Source organism: Mesorhizobium sp. B2-4-18, from assembly GCF_006441385.1.
Lineage (GTDB): Bacteria > Pseudomonadota > Alphaproteobacteria > Rhizobiales > Rhizobiaceae > Mesorhizobium > Mesorhizobium australicum.
Map to the genome: position 1 here is coordinate 649,032 of NZ_VFUW01000002.1, position 19,415 is coordinate 668,446.

The following is a 19,415-nucleotide window of genomic DNA, read 5'->3' on the forward strand; positions in this document are numbered from 1 at the left end:
CGCTCGGTCGACGCCCGGAGTTTCCCCGATGTCGCCTAAACCGACTTGTCATCTTATCCGCCCTGAAAGCACTTATGAAGGCAAGCAGGGCCTGACCTATTTCGCCGGCATAGCCACCGAGTCGGTCGGCTCCTCCGGCATTTGCATGCACGTCCTCACCATGCCGCCCGGTGCCCGCGCCAAGGCGCATCTGCACGAGAACCATGAAACGGCGATCTACGTGCTCTCCGGCGAGGTCCATACCTGGTATGGCGACCGGCTGGAGCATCACATCGTCGTCAAGGCCGGCGACCTCTTCTACATTCCCGCAGGCGTGCCGCATTTGCCGGCCAATCTGAGCAATGCGCCGTCCTCGGCCGTCATCGCCCGCACCGATCCCAACGAACAGGAAAGCGTCGTCCTGCTGCCGGAGTTGGACGCGCTCGTCGCCTGAGGGCGGTATTGGCGGGTTCGCCGGCCGAGGCTCAATAGCTCCAGGTCCGCGCTGCCCCTCATCTGCCTGCCGGCATCTTCTCCCCGTAGAGAGACGGGGAGAAGGACGCCGTCGCGAAGGATTTCGCCAATCGCCAGCGTTGGCAAAAAGAGCGCCGAGGTTGCGCTCAGCCATCTTCTCCCCATCACTATACGGGAAGAAGATGCCGGCAGGCAGATGAGGGGCGGCGCCGACCTCGGCAATCATCTGCACCGAGACACTTCCCCGTATACGCTGCCGTCCTCGTCGGCGATCACCAATTTCTTGGCATTCTTGGCGCTGTGCTTGATCGTGAAGGTGGCCGGCGACTTTCCCTCCTCGCCTTCGGCTTCGCACTCTGCCTTGACCGTCAGCGAACCATCGGCCCCACCGTGTTTGCCGGTGAAGGCGCAGGCACTGGTCGCGGTGATAAAATCGGTGTCGGTCAGCAGCAGCATGTCTTCGGCATAGACCTTCTGGCCGTTCTTGTTGATGCAGCCGGACTTATTGCCATAGGGCTTGGACAGGTCGATGCCAGCCGCCGAGGCGGAGCCGGCTGCCAGAACAACAACGGCGGTGAGATAGAGCCCCGCACACCTCACCTCAAACACCCGTCGCCGGAATGCCTGTCCGCTCGACCTTGCGCGGCGCGGTGATCTCCTTCCAGGTCGACAGCGCCCGGTTGACGGCAGCGTTCGGTTCGCGGCCGACGAACTCACCATGGCCAGGCTTCGCCTTGACCTCGGCCTCCTCGACCGACAGCTCGCCGCGCGAGAACACGAAGCGCGGCAGGCCGGTCACTTCGACCCCTTCGAAGACGTTGTAGTCGATGACGGATTGCTGCTTCTTGGCGGAAATCTTCTTCTTGCGCTGGGGGTCCCAGACGATGACGTCGGCATCCGCGCCTTCGACGATCGCGCCCTTCTTCGGATACATGTTGAGGATCTTCGCGATGTTGGTCGAGGTCACGGCGACAAACTCGTTCATCGTCAGCCGGCCGGTATTGACGCCCCTGGTCCACAGCACCGGCAACCGGTCCTCGAGGCCACCCGTGCCGTTGGGGATCTTGGTGAAATTGCCGACGCCGAAGCGCTTCTGGTCGGTGGTGAAGGCGCAATGGTCGGTCGCCACCACCTGCAGCGAACCGGCCTGCAGGCCGGCCCATAGCGAATCCTGGTGCAGTTTGTTGCGGAAGGGTGGGCTCATCACGCGGCGCGCCGCATGGTCCCAGTCCTTGTCGAAATACTCGCTCTCGTCCAGCGTCAGGTGCTGGATCAGCGGCTCGCCGAACACCCGCATGCCTTTCTGGCGTGCCCGGCGGATCGCCTCGTGGCTCTGTTCGCACGAGACATGCACGACATAGAGCGGCACGCCCGCCATGTCGGCGATCATGATGGCGCGGTTGGTCGCCTCGCCTTCCACTTCCGGCGGGCGCGAATAGGCATGTCCCTCGGGGCCGTTATTGCCGGCGGCAAGCAGCTTCTGCGACAGGGCCGCGACCACGTCGCCATTCTCGGCATGCACCAGCGGCAGCGCGCCGAGGTCGGCGCAGCGCTGGAACGACGCGTACATCTCGTCGTCGTCGACCATCAGCGCGCCCTTGTACGCCATGAAGTGTTTGAACGAGGTGATGCCCTTGTCGACCACGGTGGCCATCTCGTCGAACACCTGCTTGCCCCACCAGGTGATCGCCATGTGGAACGAATAATCGCAGGACGCCCTCGAGGTCTTGTTGTCCCACATCTGCAAGGCTTCGAGCAGCGATTGCTGCGGCGCCGGCAGGCAGAAATCGACCACCATCGTCGTGCCGCCGGCTAAGGCCGCACGCGTGCCGGATTCGAAATCATCGGCCGAATAGGTGCCCATGAACGGCATTTCGAGATGGGTGTGCGGGTCGATGCCGCCCGGCATCACATAGCAGCCGGTGGCGTCGTACTCATGATCGCCATGCAGATTGGAACCGATGGCAACGATCTTGCCATGCTGCATCAGCACGTCGGCCTTCCAGGTTCGGTCGGCGGTGACGACGGTGCCGTTCTTAATGACTTTGGTCATTTTGCTGTTCCCTTGTTCTTCTCTTCCCGCTTCTTGGTGAGCGGCGTTGAAGGTAAATCTCTAAGTTCACTCAACGATAACGGCCGTCTCCACCACGGCATGGAACAGAACGTCGGCGCCGGCCGCTGCCCATTCCTTGGTGATCTCCTCCGCCTCATTGTGGCTCAACCCATCCACGCAAGGGCACATCACCATGGCGGTAGGCGCGACGCGGTTGATCCAGCAGGCGTCGTGGCCGGCACCCGAGACGATGTTGCGATGCGTATAGCCAAGCCGCTCGGCCGCATCGCGGATCGCCTTGACGCAGCCCTTGTCGAAGGTGACCGGATCGAAAGCGCCGACCTGCTCGATCTTGTACTGGATGTCGAGCGCGTCGCAGATCGTGTCGATGCCTTCGCGGATGCGGCCATCCATGGCGTCGAGCACTTCCTTTTCCGGCGAGCGTATGTCGATGGTGAAGACGGTGCGCCCGGCGATGATGTTGCGCGAGTTGGGATAGACCTCCATGTGGCCGACCGCGCCGACGGCGTCGGGCTGGTAGTCCATGGCGATCTCGTGGACCAATTCGATCACCCGCGCCATGCCGAGCCCGGCATTGCGGCGCTTGGGCATCGGCGTCGAGCCGGTATGCGCCTCCTTGCCGGTCAGCGTCACCTGCAGCCATTTCAGGCCCTGGCCATGGGTGACGACACCGATGTCGATGTCCTCGTCCTCGAGGATCGGGCCCTGTTCGATATGCAGTTCGAAGAAGGCGTGGATCTTGCGATCACCGACCTTCTCGGCGCCCTTCCAGCCGATGCGCTCCAGTTCCTCGCCGAATTTCTTGCCGTTCTTGTCCGTGTGCTCGTAGACATCGGCCTGATCGAGCACGCCGGCGAACACGCCGGACGCCATCATCGCCGGCGCGAAGCGCGCGCCCTCCTCGTTGGTCCAGTTGGTGACGACGATCGGATGTTTCGTCTTGATATCGAGGTCGTTGAGCGAGCGCACGATCTCCAGGCCGCCAAGAACGCCGAGAACGCCGTCATATTTGCCGCCGGTCGGCTGCGTATCCAGATGGCTGCCGACATAGACCGGCGGAAGGCTGGGGTCGGTGCCTTCGCGGCGGGCAAACATGGTGCCCATCTCGTCGACACCCATTTCGAGCCCCGCGGCATCGCACCAGCGCTTGAACAGATGCCGGCCCTCGCCATCCTCGTCGGTCACGGTCTGGCGATTGTTGCCGCCGGCGATGCCGGGGCCGATCTTCGCCATCTCCATCAGCGAATCCCACAAACGGTCTGAATTGATTCGCAGATTCTCGCCGGGTGCGGCCATTCAAAACCTCATCAATTGCGGGGCGTCCCCCTCCCCTCGAGGGGGAGGGATATCGGCGCCCAGTTCTTCAATCGATCATCCTAAGCACTTCACGCACATGGTCGATCAGTTCGTTGATCTGGCCCTTGGTGATGATCAGCGGCGGCGACAGTGCGATGATGTCGCCGGTGGTGCGGATCAGCGCGCCGCGCTCGAACGCCTTGACGAAGGCCGAGAAGGCCCGCTTTGTCGGACTGCCGGCGATCGGCGCCAGTTCGATCGCACCGATCAGGCCGATGTTCCTGATGTCGATGACATGCGGTTCGCCCTTCAGCGAATGCAGTGCATCTTCCCAGTAAGGCGCCAGTTCCTCGCCGCGCGTCAGCAGGCCCTCTTCCTTGTAGGTGTCGAGCGTGCCGAGTGCAGCCGCACAGGCGATCGGGTTGCCCGAATAGGTGTAGCCGTGGAAGAACTCGATCATGTGCTCGGGGCCGGTCATGAAGGCGTCGTGAATTTCCTTCTTCACGAACACCGCGCCCATCGGGATGACACCGTTGGAGACGCCCTTGGCGGTGGTCATGATGTCGGGCGTGACGCCGAAATAGTCGGCCGCGAACGGCGCGCCGAGACGGCCGAAGCCGGTGATGACCTCGTCGAAGATCAACAGGATGCCGTGCTTGGTGCAAATTTCGCGCAGCTTCTCGAGATAGCCCTTCGGCGGCAGGATGACGCCCGTGGAACCCGCGACCGGCTCGACGATGACGGCGGCGATGGTCGAGGCGTCATGCAGGGCGACGATACGCTCAAGCTCGTTGGCGAGCTCCGCGCCATACTCCGGCACGCCTTTGGAGAAGGCGTTCTTCTCCGGCAGATGCGTGTGCGGCATGTGGTCGACGCCGCCCAGCAACGTGCCGAACATCTTGCGGTTGGTGACGATGCCGCCGACCGAGATGCCGCCGAAATTGACGCCGTGATAACCGCGCTCGCGGCCGATGAGCCGGGTGCGCGACCCTTCGCCCTTCACGCGGTGATAGGCGATCGCCATCTTCAGCGCCGTTTCGACAGATTCCGAACCGGAATTGGTGAAGAAGACATGGTCCATGCCCTTGGGCGCGAGGTCGACCAGGCGGTTCGCCAGTTCGAACACGATCGGATGGCCCATCTGGAAGGCGGGTGCATAGTCGAGTTCGGCGGCCTGGTGCTGGATCGCCTCGGTGATCTTGGGGCGGCAATGGCCGGCGTTGACGCACCACAGGCCGGCGGTGCCGTCCAATACCTTGCGGCCATCGCTGGTCGTGTAATGCATGTCCTTGGCGGACACGAACATGCGCGGCGCCTGCTTGAACTGCCGGTTTGCCGTGAACGGCATCCAGAATGCGCTGAGATCGTTCGGCGTGACTTTCAGCCGGTTGGACATGACCAAGACTTCCCCTTGTAACCTGTTTCGCTGCGTCCAACGCTTGGTCTTTGCCGCGCTTTCATGCTACGCAAATTTTGACCGATTGGACAAACGTTTAGCACCGCCATGTCGGCGGTCAATGGATTACTAGCGGAAATGCGGCTCCTGAAGTGCGTTCCACAGCCTGGGGAAAAACTGGTCCAGAGAATTGGTCCAGATGACCTTGAATGCGAGATTTGGCAATACGAGGGTCCGCAACGGTGACCACGAGCACGCAAGCCCCTCGCCGCACCCGCATCCAGCAGGAAAAGCGCGAACTGATCCTGGAGGCCGCGCTCGAAGTGTTCTCCACCAACGGCTTCCGCGGTTCGACCATCGACCAGATCGCCGAAGCCGCCGGCATGTCGAAGCCGAACCTGCTCTACTATTTCCGCCGCAAGGAAGACATCCACGAGACATTGATGGAACGGCTGCTCGAAACCTGGCTGGCGCCACTGCGGGAACTTGACGACATCGGCGATCCGATGACCGAACTCAGGAGCTACATCAGGCGCAAGCTGGAAATGGCGCGCGACTTTCCGCGCGAGAGCCGGCTGTTCGCCAACGAGATCCTGCAAGGCGCGCCGCGCATCATGCCGCTGCTTGCGGGCGAGTTGAAGACGCTGGTCGACGAGAAAGCCGCCGTCATCAAGGGCTGGATGCGCGCCGGCAAGATCGCCCGGACCGATCCCTGGCACCTGATCTTCTCGATCTGGGCGACGACGCAGCACTACGCCGATTTCGATGTCCAGGTCCGCGCCGTGCTGGGGCCGAACCGTGGCGGCGACGGCCGCTTCGAGGACGCTGCCCGCTTCCTCGAGCAATTGTTCCTCGATGGGCTGAAGCCGAAAGGGTAACAGGCGAAATCATGTCTAGATTGGCCGAAGCGCACATTGGCTTCGTCATTCTAGGGCGAAGCAAGGAGCGAAGCGACGCGGCGCAGACCCTAGAATCCATGCCGCGACACATGAGCGCCGCTACGGTCCAGAATTCTGCTCCGCTGCACTATACTGTCAAGGTAACGGCATGGATCCTCGGGTCTGCGCGTCCGCTTCGCTTCCGCTCCGCCCGTGGATGACGAAGTTGAGAGCGCGCCGGCAGATAACTTCACGCGCTGCGCCGTTCGGCCGGCATCGCCTCCAGCAGTTGTTGAAGTTTGGCGATCGAGTTCTGCTCGGCGAGCGGCGTGTAGACGATCAGCCGCATGTCCGAGCCGTCGTCGATCGACAGGCTCATATGCTCGAAGGCCATCAAGCCCACCATGGGATGCCGGACATGCTTCACGCCGGTCAGCCTGCGCGCCACGTCGCGCCGGGGCCACCAGTCACGGAACTCGGGACTTGAACTCATCATCAGCGCGATCAGCCGTTCGAAATCCAGATCGCCGACATATTTGGCGCTTTCGGCACGAAACGAAGCAAGCACCACACGGGCAAGTTCTTCCCAGTCGACCAGCAGGCGGCGATGGTGCGGGTTGGTGAACACCATGTGGACGATGTTTCTGCTATCGCCCTCGAGCAAGCCATAGTCGCCGAACACCGCCACGGCCGCGTCGTTCCAGGCAAGTACGTCCCAACGGCGGCCGACGACATAGGCGGGCTGCAGCACCAGGCTTTGCAGCATGTGCAACAGCGTAGCGTCGACCTTTTCAGGCGCCGCCAAACGACGCTCCGGCTGCTGGCGGCCTGCCAGGATGAACAGATGCCGCTTCTCGACGGCGTCGAGGCGCAAGGCCTCACAGAGCGCCGCCAGCACTTCCACCGAGGGCCGCACGTCCCTGCCCTGCTCAAGCCAGGTGTACCAAGTGGTGCCGACGCCGGCGATCATCGCCACTTCCTCCCGCCGCAGACCCGGCGTGCGCCGTCGCGGACCTGTCGCGATGCCGGTGGCCGATGGCGCCAGCCTTTCCCGGCGCGACCGCAGGAAGGCGCCGAGTTCGCGCCGGCGGCTCTCGTCGGCTGATCGGGTGGACGCAACGGGAGAGTTCATGCCGGCTATTATAGCAGTATTGATACCAGGATAAAGTTTGAACTGTTTGACATGGGCGAAGCGCCCCATCTTGCGTTCAGAGCAACAACAGGAGGCTCTGAACATGGAAGTGAAAGACAAGACCGTCCTCATCACCGGCTCGACCGACGGCGTCGGCCGCGTGGTGGCGCAAAGGCTGGGTGCCGCCGGCGCACGGGTGCTGGTGCATGGCCGCGATGCCACACGCGGAGACGCCGTTATCGCCGAGATCAAAGCCGCCGGCGGCAAGGCCGAGTTTTTCGCGGCCGATCTCGCTTCGCTGGCGCAGGTACGACGCCTCGCCGAAGCCGTGCGCGCCAGCACGAGCCGCCTCGACATCCTCATCAACAACGCCGGCGTCGGCACCGCTGGCGACAAACGACAGACAAGCGCCGATGGCTACGAGTTGCGCTTTGCCGTCAATTATCTCGCCGGCTTCCTGCTGACCTCGGAGCTTCTGCCGCTGCTGAAGGCGAGCGCCCCGGCACGCATCGTCAATGTCGCGTCCGCCGGCCAGCAGGCGATCGATTTCGGCGACGTCATGCTGACCCGCGGCTACAGCGGCGTGCGCGCCTATTGCCAGAGCAAGCTGGCGCAGATCCTGTTCACCGTCGATCTGGCCGAGCAGTTGGAAGGCAGCGGCGTCACCGTCAACGCGCTGCATCCGGCGAGCTACATGAACACCACCATGGTCCGCCAGGCGGGCGTCACGCCATGGAGTTCGGTCGAGACCGGGGCCGAGGCTATCTTGAATCTCGCCACCTCGCCCGCGCTGGAAGGGCGCAGCGGCCTCTATTTCGACGGCCTGCGCGAATCCCGCGCCGACGCCCAGGCTTACGATGCCAAGGCAAGACAACAATTGCGAAGCCTGAGCCTCGACCTCGTCGGGCTGGCTTTCCCTGAAACGAAGGAACAGCATTCATGACCAGCAACATCGAACACACGGTGATCATCGGCGGCTCATCCGGCATCGGCCTGGCGACGGCGCGCAAACTGCTCGGCCCGGGCATGAAGGTCACGATCACCGGGCGCAACCAGGACAAGCTCATCAGCGCCTGGAAAAGCCTTGGCGGAGCGGCCGACAAGGCGGCCTTCGACGCTTCGAAACCGGATGAAGTCCGCCAATTCTTCGAGCGCCTCGGCCCGTTCGACCACCTCGTTCTGGCGGCGAGCGGCGGCAAGGGCCTCGGTCCGTTCGAAACCCTCGACCTCACCGATATCGCCGGGGGCGTCGACGAGAAGGTGCGGCCTCAACTCTCCTGCCTGCAGGCCGCCTTGCCGACGCTGAACAAATCGGGGTCGGTCACCTTCATCTCGGCGGTATCGGCCCAGCTCGCCACGCCGGGCGTCGCCGGCATCGGCGCCATCAATGGCATGCTCCTGACAGTGGCGCCGATCCTGGCGGTCGAGCTGAAGCCGCGGCGCGTCAACGTCGTGGCGCCCGGCGTCATCGACACGCCATGGTGGGACTTTTTGCCCGCAAAGCAGCGGCAGGCGGTCTTTGCAGACTATGCGGGGAAAACGCCGGTCGGCCGCATCGGCCGCGCCGAGGACGTCGCCTCGGCGATAGCCTTCCTCGTCTCCAACAGCTTCATGACCGGCCAGGTGCTGACCTGCGATGGCGGCCTGCGGTTCGCGGCGTAAACGTTGGAGAGTTAAAGCGACTGCGCGATCAGCGTCAAAAACCCTCCGCTCAGCGCGACATTGCCGACGAAGCCATTGATGCGGGATGCACGCTCCGGACCCTGATGATCCCAGAAATTGTGGAACATCGGCGCCACGATCAGGAACAGCACCAGCACCGCGCAGGCAATCGCGGTCCAGAGGCCGACCATCACCAGCACTCCCGCGATGATCTGCAGGACAATGCCCACCCACAACGCCAGCCGGGCCTGGGGCACGCCACGCGCGGCCATCAAACCGGTCAGGAAATCCGCGTTCTGGATGTTGCGCAGGCCGGCGAAGACAAAGACGCCGCCGAGCAGCAGGCGGCCGAGAAACAACAAGGTCGAAGGCAAATCGACGGGCATTGAACTCCCCCTTTTGAAACAGTAGGGGCGCCGCCTTTCCCCGGCGGCGCCCCAACAGATGTCCGGACTCTCAGGCCGCCTTGGCGGCCGGCATCGGATGGATGGCGTGGAACGGAATGCAAAGTCGGTTCCATGTGTTGATCATGCCGATCGCGACGGAGAGCTTGACCAGTTCCTCTTCCGAGAAATGCTCCAGCGTGCGCGCATAGAGTTCGTCCGGCACGCCGTCGTTGGCGACCAGCGTCACCGCCTCGGTCCAGGCCAGTGCGGCGCGTTCACGCTCGGAGAACAGCGGCGATTCCTTCCAGGCGGCGACGAGATAGAGCCGCTGCTCGGTCTCGCCGTCGCGCCTGGCTTCGCGGCTGTGCATCTCGACGCAGAACGAGCAGCCATTGATCTGCGAGGCCCTGAGCTTGACCAGGTGCAGCAGGCTCACCTCCAGTCCACATTCGTCGACCGCCTTGTTGAGTGCCGACACAGCCTTCATGATCTCGGGCGCCTTGGCGAAGAACTGCAGCCTCTGTTTCATCGTCTTTCCTTTCACATCCTTGGGGAGGTTAATTTAGGCTTGGTTGGTTGAACTGGGTTTCTGCCGCCGTTGATGGCGCTCGACAAAGGCGCAGCTCGCGGCAAACGATCTGGGGTCGCCTTCCGCAGCGTAATCCGCCACGATATCGGACAACTTCACCTCGGCGAGCGCTGCCCGGTAGGCGCGCTCCGCCTTGAGCATCGCGGCATTGATGCCGCAAGGTTTCACATAGGCGGAGGCGTCGATCTTGACCGGACCGTTGCGGCGGATCTCGCCGCAGCGAAAAGCCGGCTCGCGCCCTTCGATGGCCAGCACGATGTCGAGCAGCGTGATGCGTTCGGCAGCCCGCGCCAGCCGGTAGCCGCCGGCGGGACCCGGCACCGATTCCAGAATGCCGGACGCCGTCAGCATGTTGAGGTGCTTCAGCAAATAGCTCGGCGACAGGCCGAAGGATTCCGCCAGCGCCGCGCCCGGCATGGTACTGTTGCCGTCGACGCTCGCCAGTGTCGCCGCGCAGTGGATGGCCGCCTCAACGCCCTCGCCCAGCTTCATAATGCTAGTCTCCAATTCGTAGATACAACATATCCTGGATAAAATTTATCTGCAATAGGAAAATGAAAACGCGACGTCCGCAGACGCCGCTTTTGAAAGGTCGCCCCTACTCCGCCGCCACCTTGGCCATCGGGTTGTTCGGGTGCGTGGTCCAGTTGGCATAGACCGGCGACACCGGTCTGCCGGTGCGCTGATCCAACGCGCCGGCGGCCAGCGGTTCCATGGTGATGCAATTGTCGACAGGGCAGACATTGACGCACAGATTGCAGCCGACGCATTCGGCCTCGATCACCTCGAAATGCCTGACGCCGTTGACCATGCTGGTGATCGCCTGGTGCGAGGTGTCCTCGCAGGCGATGTGGCAGCGGCCGCATTTGATGCAGGCATCCTGGTCGATACGCGCCTTGGCGACATAGTTGAGGTTGAGATACTGCCAGTCGGTGACGTTGGGCGTGGCGCGGCCGATAATGTCGTCGAGCGAGCGGTGGCCCTTCTCGTCCATCCAGTTTTCGAGGCCGGCGATCATCTCCTGCACGATCTTGAAGCCGTAGGTCATCGCCGCCGTGCAGACCTGCACATTGCCGGCGCCTAGCGCCATGAATTCGGCGGCGTCCCGCCACGTGGTGATGCCGCCAATGCCGGAGATCGGCAGGCCGCGGGTTTCGGGATCGCGGGCGATCTCGGCCACCATGTTCATGGCGATCGGCTTCACCGCCGGGCCGCAATAGCCGCCATGCGAACCCTTGCCATCGATGGTCGGCATCGGCGCGAAACTGTCGAGGTCGACGCCGGTGATCGAATTGATGGTGTTGATCAGCGACACCGCGTCGGTGCCGCCGGCATGCGCTGCCCGCGCCGGCTTGCGGATATCGGCGATGTTGGGCGTCAGCTTGGTGATGACGGGCATGCGCGTATATTGCTTGCACCAGCGCACCACCATTTCGATATATTCCGGCACCTGGCCGACGGCCGCGCCCATGCCGCGTTCCGACATGCCGTGCGGACAACCGAAATTGAGCTCGATGCCGTCGGCGCCGGTCTCCTCGACCAGCGGCAGGATCGATTTCCAGCTCTCCTCGACGCAGGGCACCATGATGGAGGCGATCAGCGCACGGTCGGGCCAATCCATCTTGACCTGCTTCATCTCGCGCAGATTGGTCTGCAAATCGCGGTCGGTGATCAGTTCGATGTTGTTGAGGCCGAGCAGGCGCCGGTCGGCGCCCCAGATCGCGCCGTAGCGCGGGCCGTTGACGTTGACCACCGGCGGCCCCTCTTCACCCAACGTCTTCCAGACCACACCGCCCCAACCCGCCTTGAAAGCGCGGATGACGTTGTAGGCCTTGTCGGTCGGCGGTGCCGAGGCCAGCCAGAACGGATTGGGCGATTTGATGCCGACGAAATTATTTCTGATGTCAGCCATGACAGGTCCCTTTCAACGGAGACGAAGGAGCATTTCCACGGGTGCAAGACTGCCGCCTTCAAGCGCGGCGGTGAGATTAGCGATCTTGGTGCGGGCATCCTCGCCCATGATCAAGGCGACGCCGGGCGGCGGCTTTTTGCCCTCGGCCTGCGCGGCAGCCATGCGGGCACGCATGGTGGCGAAGAATTCGATGGCGAAAGCGCCGCGCGGGCGCTCGGCGATTACTGAAAAGCCGCAGGCGGTGGCGGCGGCTCGATAATCAGCAGGCGTGGCGACGAACGATATGGTCGCGTCGGAGGCCCATGGCAGCGGATAGGCCAGTGCTCCATCCTTGAGCCGCATCACGTCATAGACGGCAAAGACGCCGCCGGGCTTCAGCACGCGGGCGGCCTCGCTCATCAGCTTGGCCTTGTCGGACAGGTTCATGCCGACATGCAGGATCATTGCCGCATCGAAGCTGGCCTTGCCGAACGGCATGTCCAGCGCGCTGCCTTGCACGAAGCGCGTCTTGCCGGCCATTCCCACCCGTTTCGACAGGCTGGTCGCGATATCGACATAGCTTTGGGTCAGGTCGATGCCGGTGACATCGGCGCCGGCATTGTTCGCGGCAAAACGGGCCGGGCCGCCGATGCCTGAACCGATGTCGAGAAGCCGGGCTCCAGGCTTCAGCCCCATCTGGTCGATGAGTTCCCTGGTGGCGGCCACGCCGCCAATGTGGAATTCGTCGACCGCTGCGAGATCGTCAGCGCTCAGATGGTCAATTTCCACGCCGGTGTCGGCAAGCGCGGCAAGAACCTGCTCTTCCAGGCCTGAAATCTCGTAGTGACGGGCAATGCCCGGTTCCACCGTGGCCATGGTCCTTATCCCTGGGTCAGGCTCCTGTGGATGCTTTCCGCCGCGTCGCGGCCTTGCGCCACAGCCGAAACGGTCAGGTCGTCGCCACCAAAAATGCAGTCGCCGCCGGCCCAGACCTTGGCCAGCGATGTGCGCCCTTCCGCGTCGACCTTGATACGGCCGGCTTCGAGATCGATCGACGCCCCGCTGCCGTTGAGTGCAGCCGGCACGAAACTCTGGCCGATGGCCTTGAACACCTGGTCGGCAACCAGCGTCAGCGTCTCGCCGGTGCCGGCAAGCCGGTCGCCGTCGAGTGCCGTGTATTCGAGTTCGATGGCACTGACCTTGCCGCCTTCGGCAATCACCCGCTTCGGCTGCAGCCAGTGACGGATGGTGACGCCATTGGCGGCGGCCAGGTCCTGTTCGAATTCGGAGGCGTTCATATGCTCCTGGCCGCGCCGGTAGCAGATCGTCACCTCCTCGGCGCCAAGCAGCTTCGACTGCACGGCGGCGTCGATCGCCGTCATGCCGCCGCCGATGACGACGACGCGGCGGCCGACCGGCAATCCGGAGAGGTCGCTGGCCTGGCGCAGTTCGGCAATGAATTCGACCGCGTTGGTGACGCCGGCGGCATCCTCGCCATCGGCGCGCAGCGCGTTGACACCGCCAAGCCCCATGCCAAGGAAAACGGCGTCGTAATTGCGGATCAGGTCGGAGAGCTGGTAATCGCGGCCGAGCGCCTTGCCATTCTGGATGTCGATGCCGCCGATCGCGGTGACATAGTCGACCTCGGCCTGGGCAAAGTTGTCGACGCTCTTATATGCGGCGATGCCATATTCGTTGAGGCCGCCCGCCTTCGGGCGCGCCTCCAGGATGGTCACGTCATGGCCATGGCGGGCGAGCCGGTGCGCCGCGGCAAGACCGGCCGGGCCGGCGCCGACGACGGCTACGGTTTTTCCTGTCGGCTCGGCGCGCGGATAAAATTGCCTGCTCTCGCTCATCGCGACATCGGTGGCGTAGCGCTGCAGACGACCGATCTGGACCGGCTTGCCTTCCGCAACCTCGCGCACGCAAACCTCCTCGCACAGCGTCTCGGTGGGGCAGACGCGGGCGCACATGCCGCCCAAAATGTTCTGGTCGAAGATGGTCTTGGCCGAGCCGATCGGGTTACCGGTCGAGATCTGGCGGATGAACAGCGGAATGTCGATCGAGGTCGGGCATGCGTTCATGCACGGCGCGTCGTAGCAGAAATAGCAGCGGTCGGATTCGACCAGCGCCTCGTGATGATCGAGCGGGGGATGCAGGTCGGAAAAATTATCCGCGTATTGGTCGGGCAGAAGCCGGCCGCCGACAATACCCTCTTTGAACTGGCCTTCTGGCATTCTCAGTTCCCCATGTTTTCGTTTTGGGGAAGGCTAGCACGTTTTATTTTTTTATCAATTGGTCAATTTTTGGCACAAACCGTTGAAAAGACTGGAAGAAAATATGATAAGTGCATTCATGTTATGATGACGGTGACGCTGGGATAAGGCCGCCACCCCTGCCGTTGCCGTGGATAGACCTGATCTCGTCGGCGACCAATTGCTGCAACGTCCAAAGATTGCGGTCGCGAATGCCGAATTCCTCGAGGTGGCTGACCGTGTTGTAAAGATATTCCGCCCCGGAGCCGACATGGCCGCAGGCGCGCGCCAGCACCCGTGCCACTGTCTCCAGCGGCTGCCCGAGCGAAGTGCCCCTGCCCGTCACCCCGACCCAGAAACCCAGCGCCCGCAGATGCCCTTGCGCCGTACGCACCGGGACCCACCTGACCGAAGCGACGCTCTCATGATCGTCGATCTCGCGCCGCAACAGCCTTTCGATCTGAGCAGCCTTCTCCCCTTCCGGCAAACGGTAGATCACACCATCGCACCGCCCGCCGCGTTCGAGCGCCATCATCAGTCCAGGCTGCGCGACGCTGCCGCGCCAGCGAACCATGTCGATGCAGAACGAGCGGTGCCAGCCATGGGCGGTGGCACGCTGGCGTTCGACGGACTCGAAAGCCGGCTTCCAGATTAGCGAGCCATAGGCGAACACCCATAGCGGCCCCGCATCTGCTTCATCGGCGAGCCGCGCGGAAAGGACCCGGAAATCCTCGTCGCTCAGTTGCGTCCAGCCGCCGCTGGGCCCGGGATCGGCCTCGTCGCGATGGCACAGTGCGACAAGCTCGGCTGTAAGTGACATCTGCCGCATGGAACGACGACCTCCTCCTCGAGGCCAAGCAAAGGCGAAAATCGCAAGACACGCAAGATTGCCAAGAGGGTGCGCCTTGCCGTTCCCGATTTCCAGCCCAGATGTCGGATTTCCGTCGTCAAGATCGTCCTAGGATGGATCGAACGACGATCGGCGCACAAAGGTGAGGAGACCGACCATGCCACAATCCCCGATGCCCTTCTTCTGGTACGAACTGATGACATCAGACCTCGACGCCGCCGAGGCTTTCTACCCCGCCGTGGTGGGCTGGAAGGCCGAGCCCTTCGATAAGGCTCCAGGCATGCCGCGCTATGTCGTCATGAATGCCGGCGAGCGTGGCGTCGGCGGCCTGATGACGATGCCTCAGGATGCCGCCAAGATGGGCATGCCGCCCGCCTGGCTGGGCTACATCCACGCCAGGGATGTCGACGCGGCAACAGCGTCGCTGGAAAAGGCGGGGGGCGCCGTTCACCGCCAGCCCGACGACATTCCAGGCGTCGGCCGCTTTGCCGTCGTGGCCGATCCGCAAGGCGCGACCTTCATGCTCCTGCAGCCGAACGGCCCCGACCAGCCCGTCGTGCCGGCCAGCACGCCGGGCCATATCGGCTGGCATGAGCTCTATACGAGCGACTGGAAGGCCGCATTTGACTTCTATTCCAGCCAGTTCGGCTGGGCCAATGCCGGCGAATTCGACATGGGGCCGATGGGCACTTACCAGACCTTTACCGCCGGCCCCGAATCCGGCGGTGGCATCATGAACAAGCCCGAGCAGATTCCGGTGCCGGTCTGGCAGTTCTATTTTAACGTCACCGGGATCGACGCGGCCGCAAAACGCGTCACCGACAATGGCGGCAAGATCCTGATGGGACCGATGGAGGTCCCCGGAGGCAGCTGGGTCGTGCAATGCCAGGATCCGCAAGGCGCGCACTTCGCTTTGATGGCGCCGGTGCGATAAGCGCCCGCGTCAACCGCTGACATCACGCTTGCTGGCGTCGGCTTATTCCGGTGCCAGCACCGCGACCTTGAGGGTCTCTTTCTTAGCACCGCTGAACTGGACGGTGGCCTGGCCGGCCGCGAGTTTGAAGCGCACGCTTTTGCGGATGCCGGGACACGTCTTGGCGCCGCTATAGCCGGACGATTTCACGGCTTTGCCGTCCTGGATAACATCGACCCAGGCCTCGCCCGACAGGCTGATCTGAATGGTCCCCTCCGGCGGCACCGCCACACTGGCGACAGCGCCGAATGTGCCTTCCGCAGGTGCGCGTTCGGGCGGCACCGCAAAGCCGGCCTTCTCGGCCGGCACCAGCGCCAGATCCGCGGCCGCCCCTACTGCCAGTGTCGCTCCGGACGGCGTTGAGGGTGCCGTTGCAAACAGCGCCTGTTCGCGCGTCACCGGCCATCTGAAGGCCTCGCAGCCGGCGTCCTCGGCCATGGCTAAACTGGTACTCACAAGGATTGCGAACAGGCTGATGGCGACTTTTTTCATGACAAGGGGACCCACATGTGAAGAGCATCCAAATCGACGCCTACAACCAATACAACCAAACACACAAAAATGCAACCTTTACGAGAACAATATGAAAGGCGGGGAACATTTCCAATCACCAATTGTTGATGGCTGGCCATGAGATGTGAATGGTCCACTGCCGGGCAATAACCTATGGCCGGTCCGAGAAGCCAAACGGAGTTTTGGATGAAGCTTTTCGATGGCCTTGCCAGATACCAGCCGCAGGCGCTTGGCGTTCTGCGCATCATGACCGCGCTGCAGTTCATCGAGCACGGCACGCAGAAACTGTTCAATTTCCCCGCCAGCGACCACGCAGCCACCGCGTTGAGCGGACTGCCGCTAGCAGCCGGCATCCTCGAATTCGTCGGTGGCATTCTGCTGGCGCTGGGCCTTTTCACCCGCCCGGTCGCATTCCTTCTGGCCGGCGAAATGGCGATCGCCTATTTCATGGCTCACATGCCGCGCGACTTCTTCCCCGTCAACAACAGCGGCGATTCGGCGATCTCGTTCTGCTTCATCTTCCTCTATCTGGTCTTTGCCGGCGCCGGCGCCTTCGCGCTGGACAACCGCCGTAGCGCGTGAACCCCATGCGGGGGTGGTTCACCCCCGCATCCGTTCGAAATTCGCATCGAACAGCGGCGCCGCCTGGATTCGCGCCGCATGCCGTTTGCCGAGCAACTCGATTTCGAAGCCGTCGCTCTTCTCTGCGATCTCCTTCGGCACATAGCCGACAGCGACCGACTTCTTCGAATGATGGGCATAGCCGCCCGACGTCACCCAGCCGCGCACCGCGCCACCGAACCAGATCGGTTCGTCGCCGATGACATCGGCATCGTCGGCATCGACGATGAAGGCGCGCAGCCGCAACTTGCCGCCCTGTTTGCGCTCGGCCAGAGCCGCCGCCTTGCCGATGAAATCCGCGTCCTTGCCGTAGGCGACGAAACGATCGATGCCGGCTTCCAGCGGCCCGTAGATCGGCCGGTATTCGCGCCCCCATGAGCCGTAGTTCTTCTCCAGCCGCAGCGCGTTGAGCGCGCGCGAGCCGAACAGGCCGATGCCGAATTCCGCCCCCGCCGCCATCAGCGCCTGATAGGCGGCACGCTGATATTCCGGCACCACCCAGATCTCGTAGCCGAGATCGCCGGTGTAGCTGACGCGGCCGACCAGGCATGGCGCCATGCCGACATCCATCTTGCCGACGGCCATAAAGGGAAATGCCGCGTTCGAGATGTCGGAGCGCGTGGCTTTCGCCAGCACGTCCCTGGCCTTGGGGCCGGCAATCGACAGGCCGGTAAGCTTTTGTCCCAGCGCTTCGATATGGACCGAGCCATCGTCGGGCAGATGCTGCTCGAACCAGCGCATGTGATATTGCTCGGCAATGCCGGAGCCGGCCAGGAACCAGCCCGCTTCTTCCCGACCTTGGGGGCTGAGATTGGCCAGCGTGAAATCGCCGATCAGCCTGCCGTCGTCTTTCAGCATCGGGGCGAGCGTCATCCGGCCGGGCTTCGGCAGCTTGCAGGCGAGCATCCGGTCGAGCCAGGCCGCGGCCCCCTCGCCCGTCACCTTGTATTTGGCGAAGCTCGATATCTCCGACAAGCCGACGCCAGCGCGAACCGTCGCGACTTCGGCGGCGACATGGCTGAAGTCGCTCGAGCGCCGCCATGAGAATTCGTCCTTGACGCCTTCCGGCGCGTACCAGAGCGGCACTTCCAGCCCGTAGGCGACGCCCCACTGCGCACCCTTGGCCGACAACAGGTCGTAGACGGGCGTCGTCTTTAGCGGCCGCCCGGCCGGCAGTTCCTCGTTGGGGAAGCGGATCGAAAAACGCCGGGAATAGTTTTCGCGCACCTTGGCGTTGGTGTAGGCCATCGTCGCCCAGTCGCCGTAGCGCGCAACATCCATCGCCCAGATATCGGCGCCGGGATCGCCCTCGATCATCCAGTTGGATAGCGCCAGACCAACGCCACCGCCCTGGCTGAAGCCGGCCATGACACCGCAGGCGACCCAGAAGCCCGGCAGGCCGCGCACCGGCCCGACCAGCGGGTTGCCGTCGGGCGCGAAAGTGAAGGGCCCGTTGATGATCTGCTTGATGCCGGTGTTCTGGAAAGCCGGGAAATGCCGGAAGCCGACCTCGAGCGACGGCGCGATGCGGTCGATATCCGGCGCCAGCAATTCATGGCCGAAATTCCACGGCGTCTGGTATTCTGACCACGGTTTGTTGGCCTTCTCATAAGTGCCCATCAGCATGCCGCCGCGCTCCTGGCGCAGATAGAGCTCGCCGTCGAAATCGACCGCATGGATGATTTCGGTGCCGGTTTTCTGGTTCCAGGCGGCAACCTCCGGCATGTCCTCGGTGATCAGGTACATGTGCTCCATCGCCAGCACCGGCAGTTCGAGCCCGACCATGCGGCCGACCTCGCGCGCCCACAGGCCGCCGGCATTGACGACATGCTCGGCCACCACCTCGCCCTTGTTGGTGATGACGCGCCACAGCCCGTCGGGACGGCGCACGATATCCTCGACCTTGGTGAAGCGCTCCACCTCGGCGCCGAGTTTTCGTGCCGCCTTGGCATAGGCGTGGGTGACACCGGAGGGATCGAGGTGGCCGTCCTCCTTGTTGCGGACGGCGCCGACGAACTGCTTGGGATCGAGCAGCGGCATCAGTTCGGCCGCCTCTTTCGGGGAGATTTCCTCCAGCTCGATGCCGAGATAACGGCCCTTGGCGACCACCCCGCGCAGCCAGTCGAGCCGCGCCTCGGTGGCCGCCAGAAGCACGCCGCCGGTCAGGTGGACGCCGGTTGCCTGGCCCGACAGCTCCTCGATCTCCTTGTAGAGGTTGATGGTGTATTTCTGCAGCTTGGCGACGTTGGGATCGCCATTGATCGTGTGCATGCCGCCGGCCGCGTGCCAGGTCGAGCCCGAGGTCAGCTCGTCGCGCTCCAGCAGCACGACGTCGGTCCAGCCATGACGGGCGAGATGGAACAGCACCGAACATCCGACGACGCCACCGCCGATGACCACGACCTTTGCATGCGATTTCATGGTTTCTTCTCTGATATCAGTTAGT

At 63.3% G+C, this 19,415-nt stretch carries 20 protein-coding genes; 6 read left to right on the forward strand and 14 right to left on the reverse strand.

Features of this window, described 5'->3' with window-relative positions:
- Nucleotides 1-28 precede the first annotated feature (28 nt).
- Nucleotides 29-433: a cupin domain-containing protein gene (locus tag FJ527_RS06685; RefSeq protein ID WP_015317160.1), complete on the forward strand. Its 405-nt coding sequence runs from the start codon at nucleotides 29-31 to the stop codon at nucleotides 431-433.
- A 242-nt stretch (nucleotides 434-675) separates the two neighbouring features.
- Here FJ527_RS06685 and FJ527_RS06690 read toward each other — a convergent pair whose 3' ends face one another.
- From FJ527_RS06690 to FJ527_RS06705, 4 genes are all read right to left on the reverse strand, one after another.
- Nucleotides 676-1,062: a hypothetical protein gene (locus tag FJ527_RS06690; RefSeq protein WP_246677688.1), complete on the reverse strand. Its 387-nt coding sequence runs from the start codon at nucleotides 1,060-1,062 to the stop codon at nucleotides 676-678.
- The gene (hydA, locus tag FJ527_RS06695) at nucleotides 1,055-2,506 is read right to left on the reverse strand and encodes a dihydropyrimidinase (protein WP_140822295.1); all 1,452 of its coding nucleotides are present in this window, start codon (nucleotides 2,504-2,506) and stop codon (nucleotides 1,055-1,057) included. The genes FJ527_RS06690 and hydA overlap by 8 nt, the downstream gene beginning before the upstream one ends.
- Nucleotides 2,507-2,572: 66 nt before the next feature.
- Nucleotides 2,573-3,823, reverse strand: coding sequence for a Zn-dependent hydrolase (locus tag FJ527_RS06700; RefSeq protein ID WP_140822297.1), 1,251 nt, complete (start codon nucleotides 3,821-3,823; stop codon nucleotides 2,573-2,575).
- Between the two features lie 67 nt (nucleotides 3,824-3,890).
- Nucleotides 3,891-5,219 carry an aspartate aminotransferase family protein gene (locus FJ527_RS06705; RefSeq protein WP_140822299.1) on the reverse strand — a complete coding sequence of 443 codons (1,329 nt, stop codon included), beginning with the start codon at nucleotides 5,217-5,219 and terminating at the stop codon, nucleotides 3,891-3,893.
- A gap of 242 nt (nucleotides 5,220-5,461) precedes the next feature.
- On the opposite strand from FJ527_RS06705, the gene FJ527_RS06710 reads away from it, so the two are divergent.
- Entirely contained in the window at nucleotides 5,462-6,097 is a 636-nt protein-coding gene (locus FJ527_RS06710) for a TetR family transcriptional regulator C-terminal domain-containing protein (RefSeq protein ID WP_140726037.1), read from the forward strand.
- Nucleotides 6,098-6,347: 250 nt separating this feature from the next.
- Here the strand turns inward: FJ527_RS06710 and FJ527_RS06715 are convergent, their stop codons facing one another.
- Entirely contained in the window at nucleotides 6,348-7,229 is an 882-nt protein-coding gene (locus FJ527_RS06715) for a helix-turn-helix transcriptional regulator (protein WP_140822301.1), read from the reverse strand.
- Between the two features lie 103 nt (nucleotides 7,230-7,332).
- Between FJ527_RS06715 and FJ527_RS06720 the strand changes: the two genes are divergently transcribed.
- Both FJ527_RS06720 and FJ527_RS06725 read left to right on the forward strand, forming a co-directional pair.
- Nucleotides 7,333-8,172: an SDR family oxidoreductase gene (locus FJ527_RS06720; protein WP_140822303.1), complete on the forward strand. Its 840-nt coding sequence runs from the start codon at nucleotides 7,333-7,335 to the stop codon at nucleotides 8,170-8,172.
- A complete protein-coding gene (locus tag FJ527_RS06725) occupies nucleotides 8,169-8,891 on the forward strand; it encodes an SDR family oxidoreductase (RefSeq protein ID WP_140822305.1) in 723 nt (240 codons plus the stop codon). The genes FJ527_RS06720 and FJ527_RS06725 overlap by 4 nt, the downstream gene beginning before the upstream one ends.
- 11 nt (nucleotides 8,892-8,902) lie before the next feature.
- On the opposite strand, the gene FJ527_RS06730 is transcribed toward FJ527_RS06725, so the two are convergent.
- The 7 genes from FJ527_RS06730 to FJ527_RS06760 all read right to left on the reverse strand — a co-directional run bounded on the left by FJ527_RS06730 (nucleotide 8,903) and on the right by FJ527_RS06760 (nucleotide 14,841).
- Complete coding sequence (locus FJ527_RS06730; RefSeq protein WP_140822307.1) at nucleotides 8,903-9,277, reverse strand: DoxX family protein; 375 nt, start codon at nucleotides 9,275-9,277, stop codon at nucleotides 8,903-8,905.
- Nucleotides 9,278-9,347: 70 nt separating this feature from the next.
- A complete protein-coding gene (locus FJ527_RS06735; RefSeq protein ID WP_140822309.1) occupies nucleotides 9,348-9,806 on the reverse strand; it encodes a carboxymuconolactone decarboxylase family protein in 459 nt (152 codons plus the stop codon).
- 33 nt (nucleotides 9,807-9,839) lie between these two features.
- Complete coding sequence (locus FJ527_RS06740) at nucleotides 9,840-10,358, reverse strand: Rrf2 family transcriptional regulator (protein WP_015317148.1); 519 nt, start codon at nucleotides 10,356-10,358, stop codon at nucleotides 9,840-9,842.
- A 106-nt stretch (nucleotides 10,359-10,464) separates the two neighbouring features.
- A complete protein-coding gene (gene preA / locus FJ527_RS06745) occupies nucleotides 10,465-11,778 on the reverse strand; it encodes an NAD-dependent dihydropyrimidine dehydrogenase subunit PreA (protein WP_140822311.1) in 1,314 nt (437 codons plus the stop codon).
- 12 nt (nucleotides 11,779-11,790) lie between these two features.
- On the reverse strand, nucleotides 11,791-12,633 hold the full coding sequence (locus FJ527_RS06750) for a methyltransferase domain-containing protein (RefSeq protein WP_140822313.1): 843 nt from the start codon (nucleotides 12,631-12,633) through the stop codon (nucleotides 11,791-11,793).
- A 5-nt stretch (nucleotides 12,634-12,638) separates the two neighbouring features.
- Nucleotides 12,639-13,994, reverse strand: coding sequence for an NAD(P)-dependent oxidoreductase (locus FJ527_RS06755; protein WP_015317145.1), 1,356 nt, complete (start codon nucleotides 13,992-13,994; stop codon nucleotides 12,639-12,641).
- A gap of 121 nt (nucleotides 13,995-14,115) precedes the next feature.
- Nucleotides 14,116-14,841, reverse strand: a complete 726-nt coding sequence (locus FJ527_RS06760; protein WP_140822315.1) for a gamma-glutamylcyclotransferase — start codon at nucleotides 14,839-14,841, stop codon at nucleotides 14,116-14,118.
- Nucleotides 14,842-15,019: 178 nt separating this feature from the next.
- On the opposite strand from FJ527_RS06760, the gene FJ527_RS06765 reads away from it, so the two are divergent.
- The gene (locus tag FJ527_RS06765) at nucleotides 15,020-15,796 is read left to right on the forward strand and encodes a VOC family protein (RefSeq protein WP_015317143.1); all 777 of its coding nucleotides are present in this window, start codon (nucleotides 15,020-15,022) and stop codon (nucleotides 15,794-15,796) included.
- Between the two features lie 42 nt (nucleotides 15,797-15,838).
- On the opposite strand, the gene FJ527_RS06770 is transcribed toward FJ527_RS06765, so the two are convergent.
- The gene (locus tag FJ527_RS06770; RefSeq protein WP_140822317.1) at nucleotides 15,839-16,327 is read right to left on the reverse strand and encodes a hypothetical protein; all 489 of its coding nucleotides are present in this window, start codon (nucleotides 16,325-16,327) and stop codon (nucleotides 15,839-15,841) included.
- Between the two features lie 207 nt (nucleotides 16,328-16,534).
- On the opposite strand from FJ527_RS06770, the gene FJ527_RS06775 reads away from it, so the two are divergent.
- Complete coding sequence (locus FJ527_RS06775; RefSeq protein WP_140822319.1) at nucleotides 16,535-16,930, forward strand: DoxX family protein; 396 nt, start codon at nucleotides 16,535-16,537, stop codon at nucleotides 16,928-16,930.
- Between the two features lie 18 nt (nucleotides 16,931-16,948).
- On the opposite strand, the gene FJ527_RS06780 is transcribed toward FJ527_RS06775, so the two are convergent.
- Complete coding sequence (locus FJ527_RS06780; RefSeq protein WP_140822321.1) at nucleotides 16,949-19,390, reverse strand: FAD-dependent oxidoreductase; 2,442 nt, start codon at nucleotides 19,388-19,390, stop codon at nucleotides 16,949-16,951.
- Between the last annotated feature and the right edge of the window lie 25 nt (nucleotides 19,391-19,415).

Coding starts and splice junctions, on each gene's coding strand:
- FJ527_RS06705 (WP_140822299.1), bottom strand. CDS start 5,219: ATGTCCAACCGGCTGAAAGTCACGCCGAACGATCTCAGCGCATTCTGG.
- FJ527_RS06765 (WP_015317143.1), top strand. CDS start 15,020: ATGCCACAATCCCCGATGCCCTTCTTCTGGTACGAACTGATGACATCA.
- FJ527_RS06725 (WP_140822305.1), top strand. CDS start 8,169: ATGACCAGCAACATCGAACACACGGTGATCATCGGCGGCTCATCCGGC.
- FJ527_RS06780 (WP_140822321.1), bottom strand. CDS start 19,390: ATGAAATCGCATGCAAAGGTCGTGGTCATCGGCGGTGGCGTCGTCGGA.
- FJ527_RS06755 (WP_015317145.1), bottom strand. CDS start 13,994: ATGCCAGAAGGCCAGTTCAAAGAGGGTATTGTCGGCGGCCGGCTTCTG.
- preA (WP_140822311.1), bottom strand. CDS start 11,778: ATGGCTGACATCAGAAATAATTTCGTCGGCATCAAATCGCCCAATCCG.
- FJ527_RS06730 (WP_140822307.1), bottom strand. CDS start 9,277: ATGCCCGTCGATTTGCCTTCGACCTTGTTGTTTCTCGGCCGCCTGCTG.
- FJ527_RS06735 (WP_140822309.1), bottom strand. CDS start 9,806: ATGAAACAGAGGCTGCAGTTCTTCGCCAAGGCGCCCGAGATCATGAAG.
- FJ527_RS06685 (WP_015317160.1), top strand. CDS start 29: ATGTCGCCTAAACCGACTTGTCATCTTATCCGCCCTGAAAGCACTTAT.
- FJ527_RS06775 (WP_140822319.1), top strand. CDS start 16,535: ATGAAGCTTTTCGATGGCCTTGCCAGATACCAGCCGCAGGCGCTTGGC.
- FJ527_RS06700 (WP_140822297.1), bottom strand. CDS start 3,823: ATGGCCGCACCCGGCGAGAATCTGCGAATCAATTCAGACCGTTTGTGG.
- hydA (WP_140822295.1), bottom strand. CDS start 2,506: ATGACCAAAGTCATTAAGAACGGCACCGTCGTCACCGCCGACCGAACC.
- FJ527_RS06740 (WP_015317148.1), bottom strand. CDS start 10,358: ATGAAGCTGGGCGAGGGCGTTGAGGCGGCCATCCACTGCGCGGCGACA.
- FJ527_RS06770 (WP_140822317.1), bottom strand. CDS start 16,327: ATGAAAAAAGTCGCCATCAGCCTGTTCGCAATCCTTGTGAGTACCAGT.
- FJ527_RS06720 (WP_140822303.1), top strand. CDS start 7,333: ATGGAAGTGAAAGACAAGACCGTCCTCATCACCGGCTCGACCGACGGC.
- FJ527_RS06750 (WP_140822313.1), bottom strand. CDS start 12,633: ATGGCCACGGTGGAACCGGGCATTGCCCGTCACTACGAGATTTCAGGC.
- FJ527_RS06760 (WP_140822315.1), bottom strand. CDS start 14,841: ATGCGGCAGATGTCACTTACAGCCGAGCTTGTCGCACTGTGCCATCGC.
- FJ527_RS06715 (WP_140822301.1), bottom strand. CDS start 7,229: ATGAACTCTCCCGTTGCGTCCACCCGATCAGCCGACGAGAGCCGCCGG.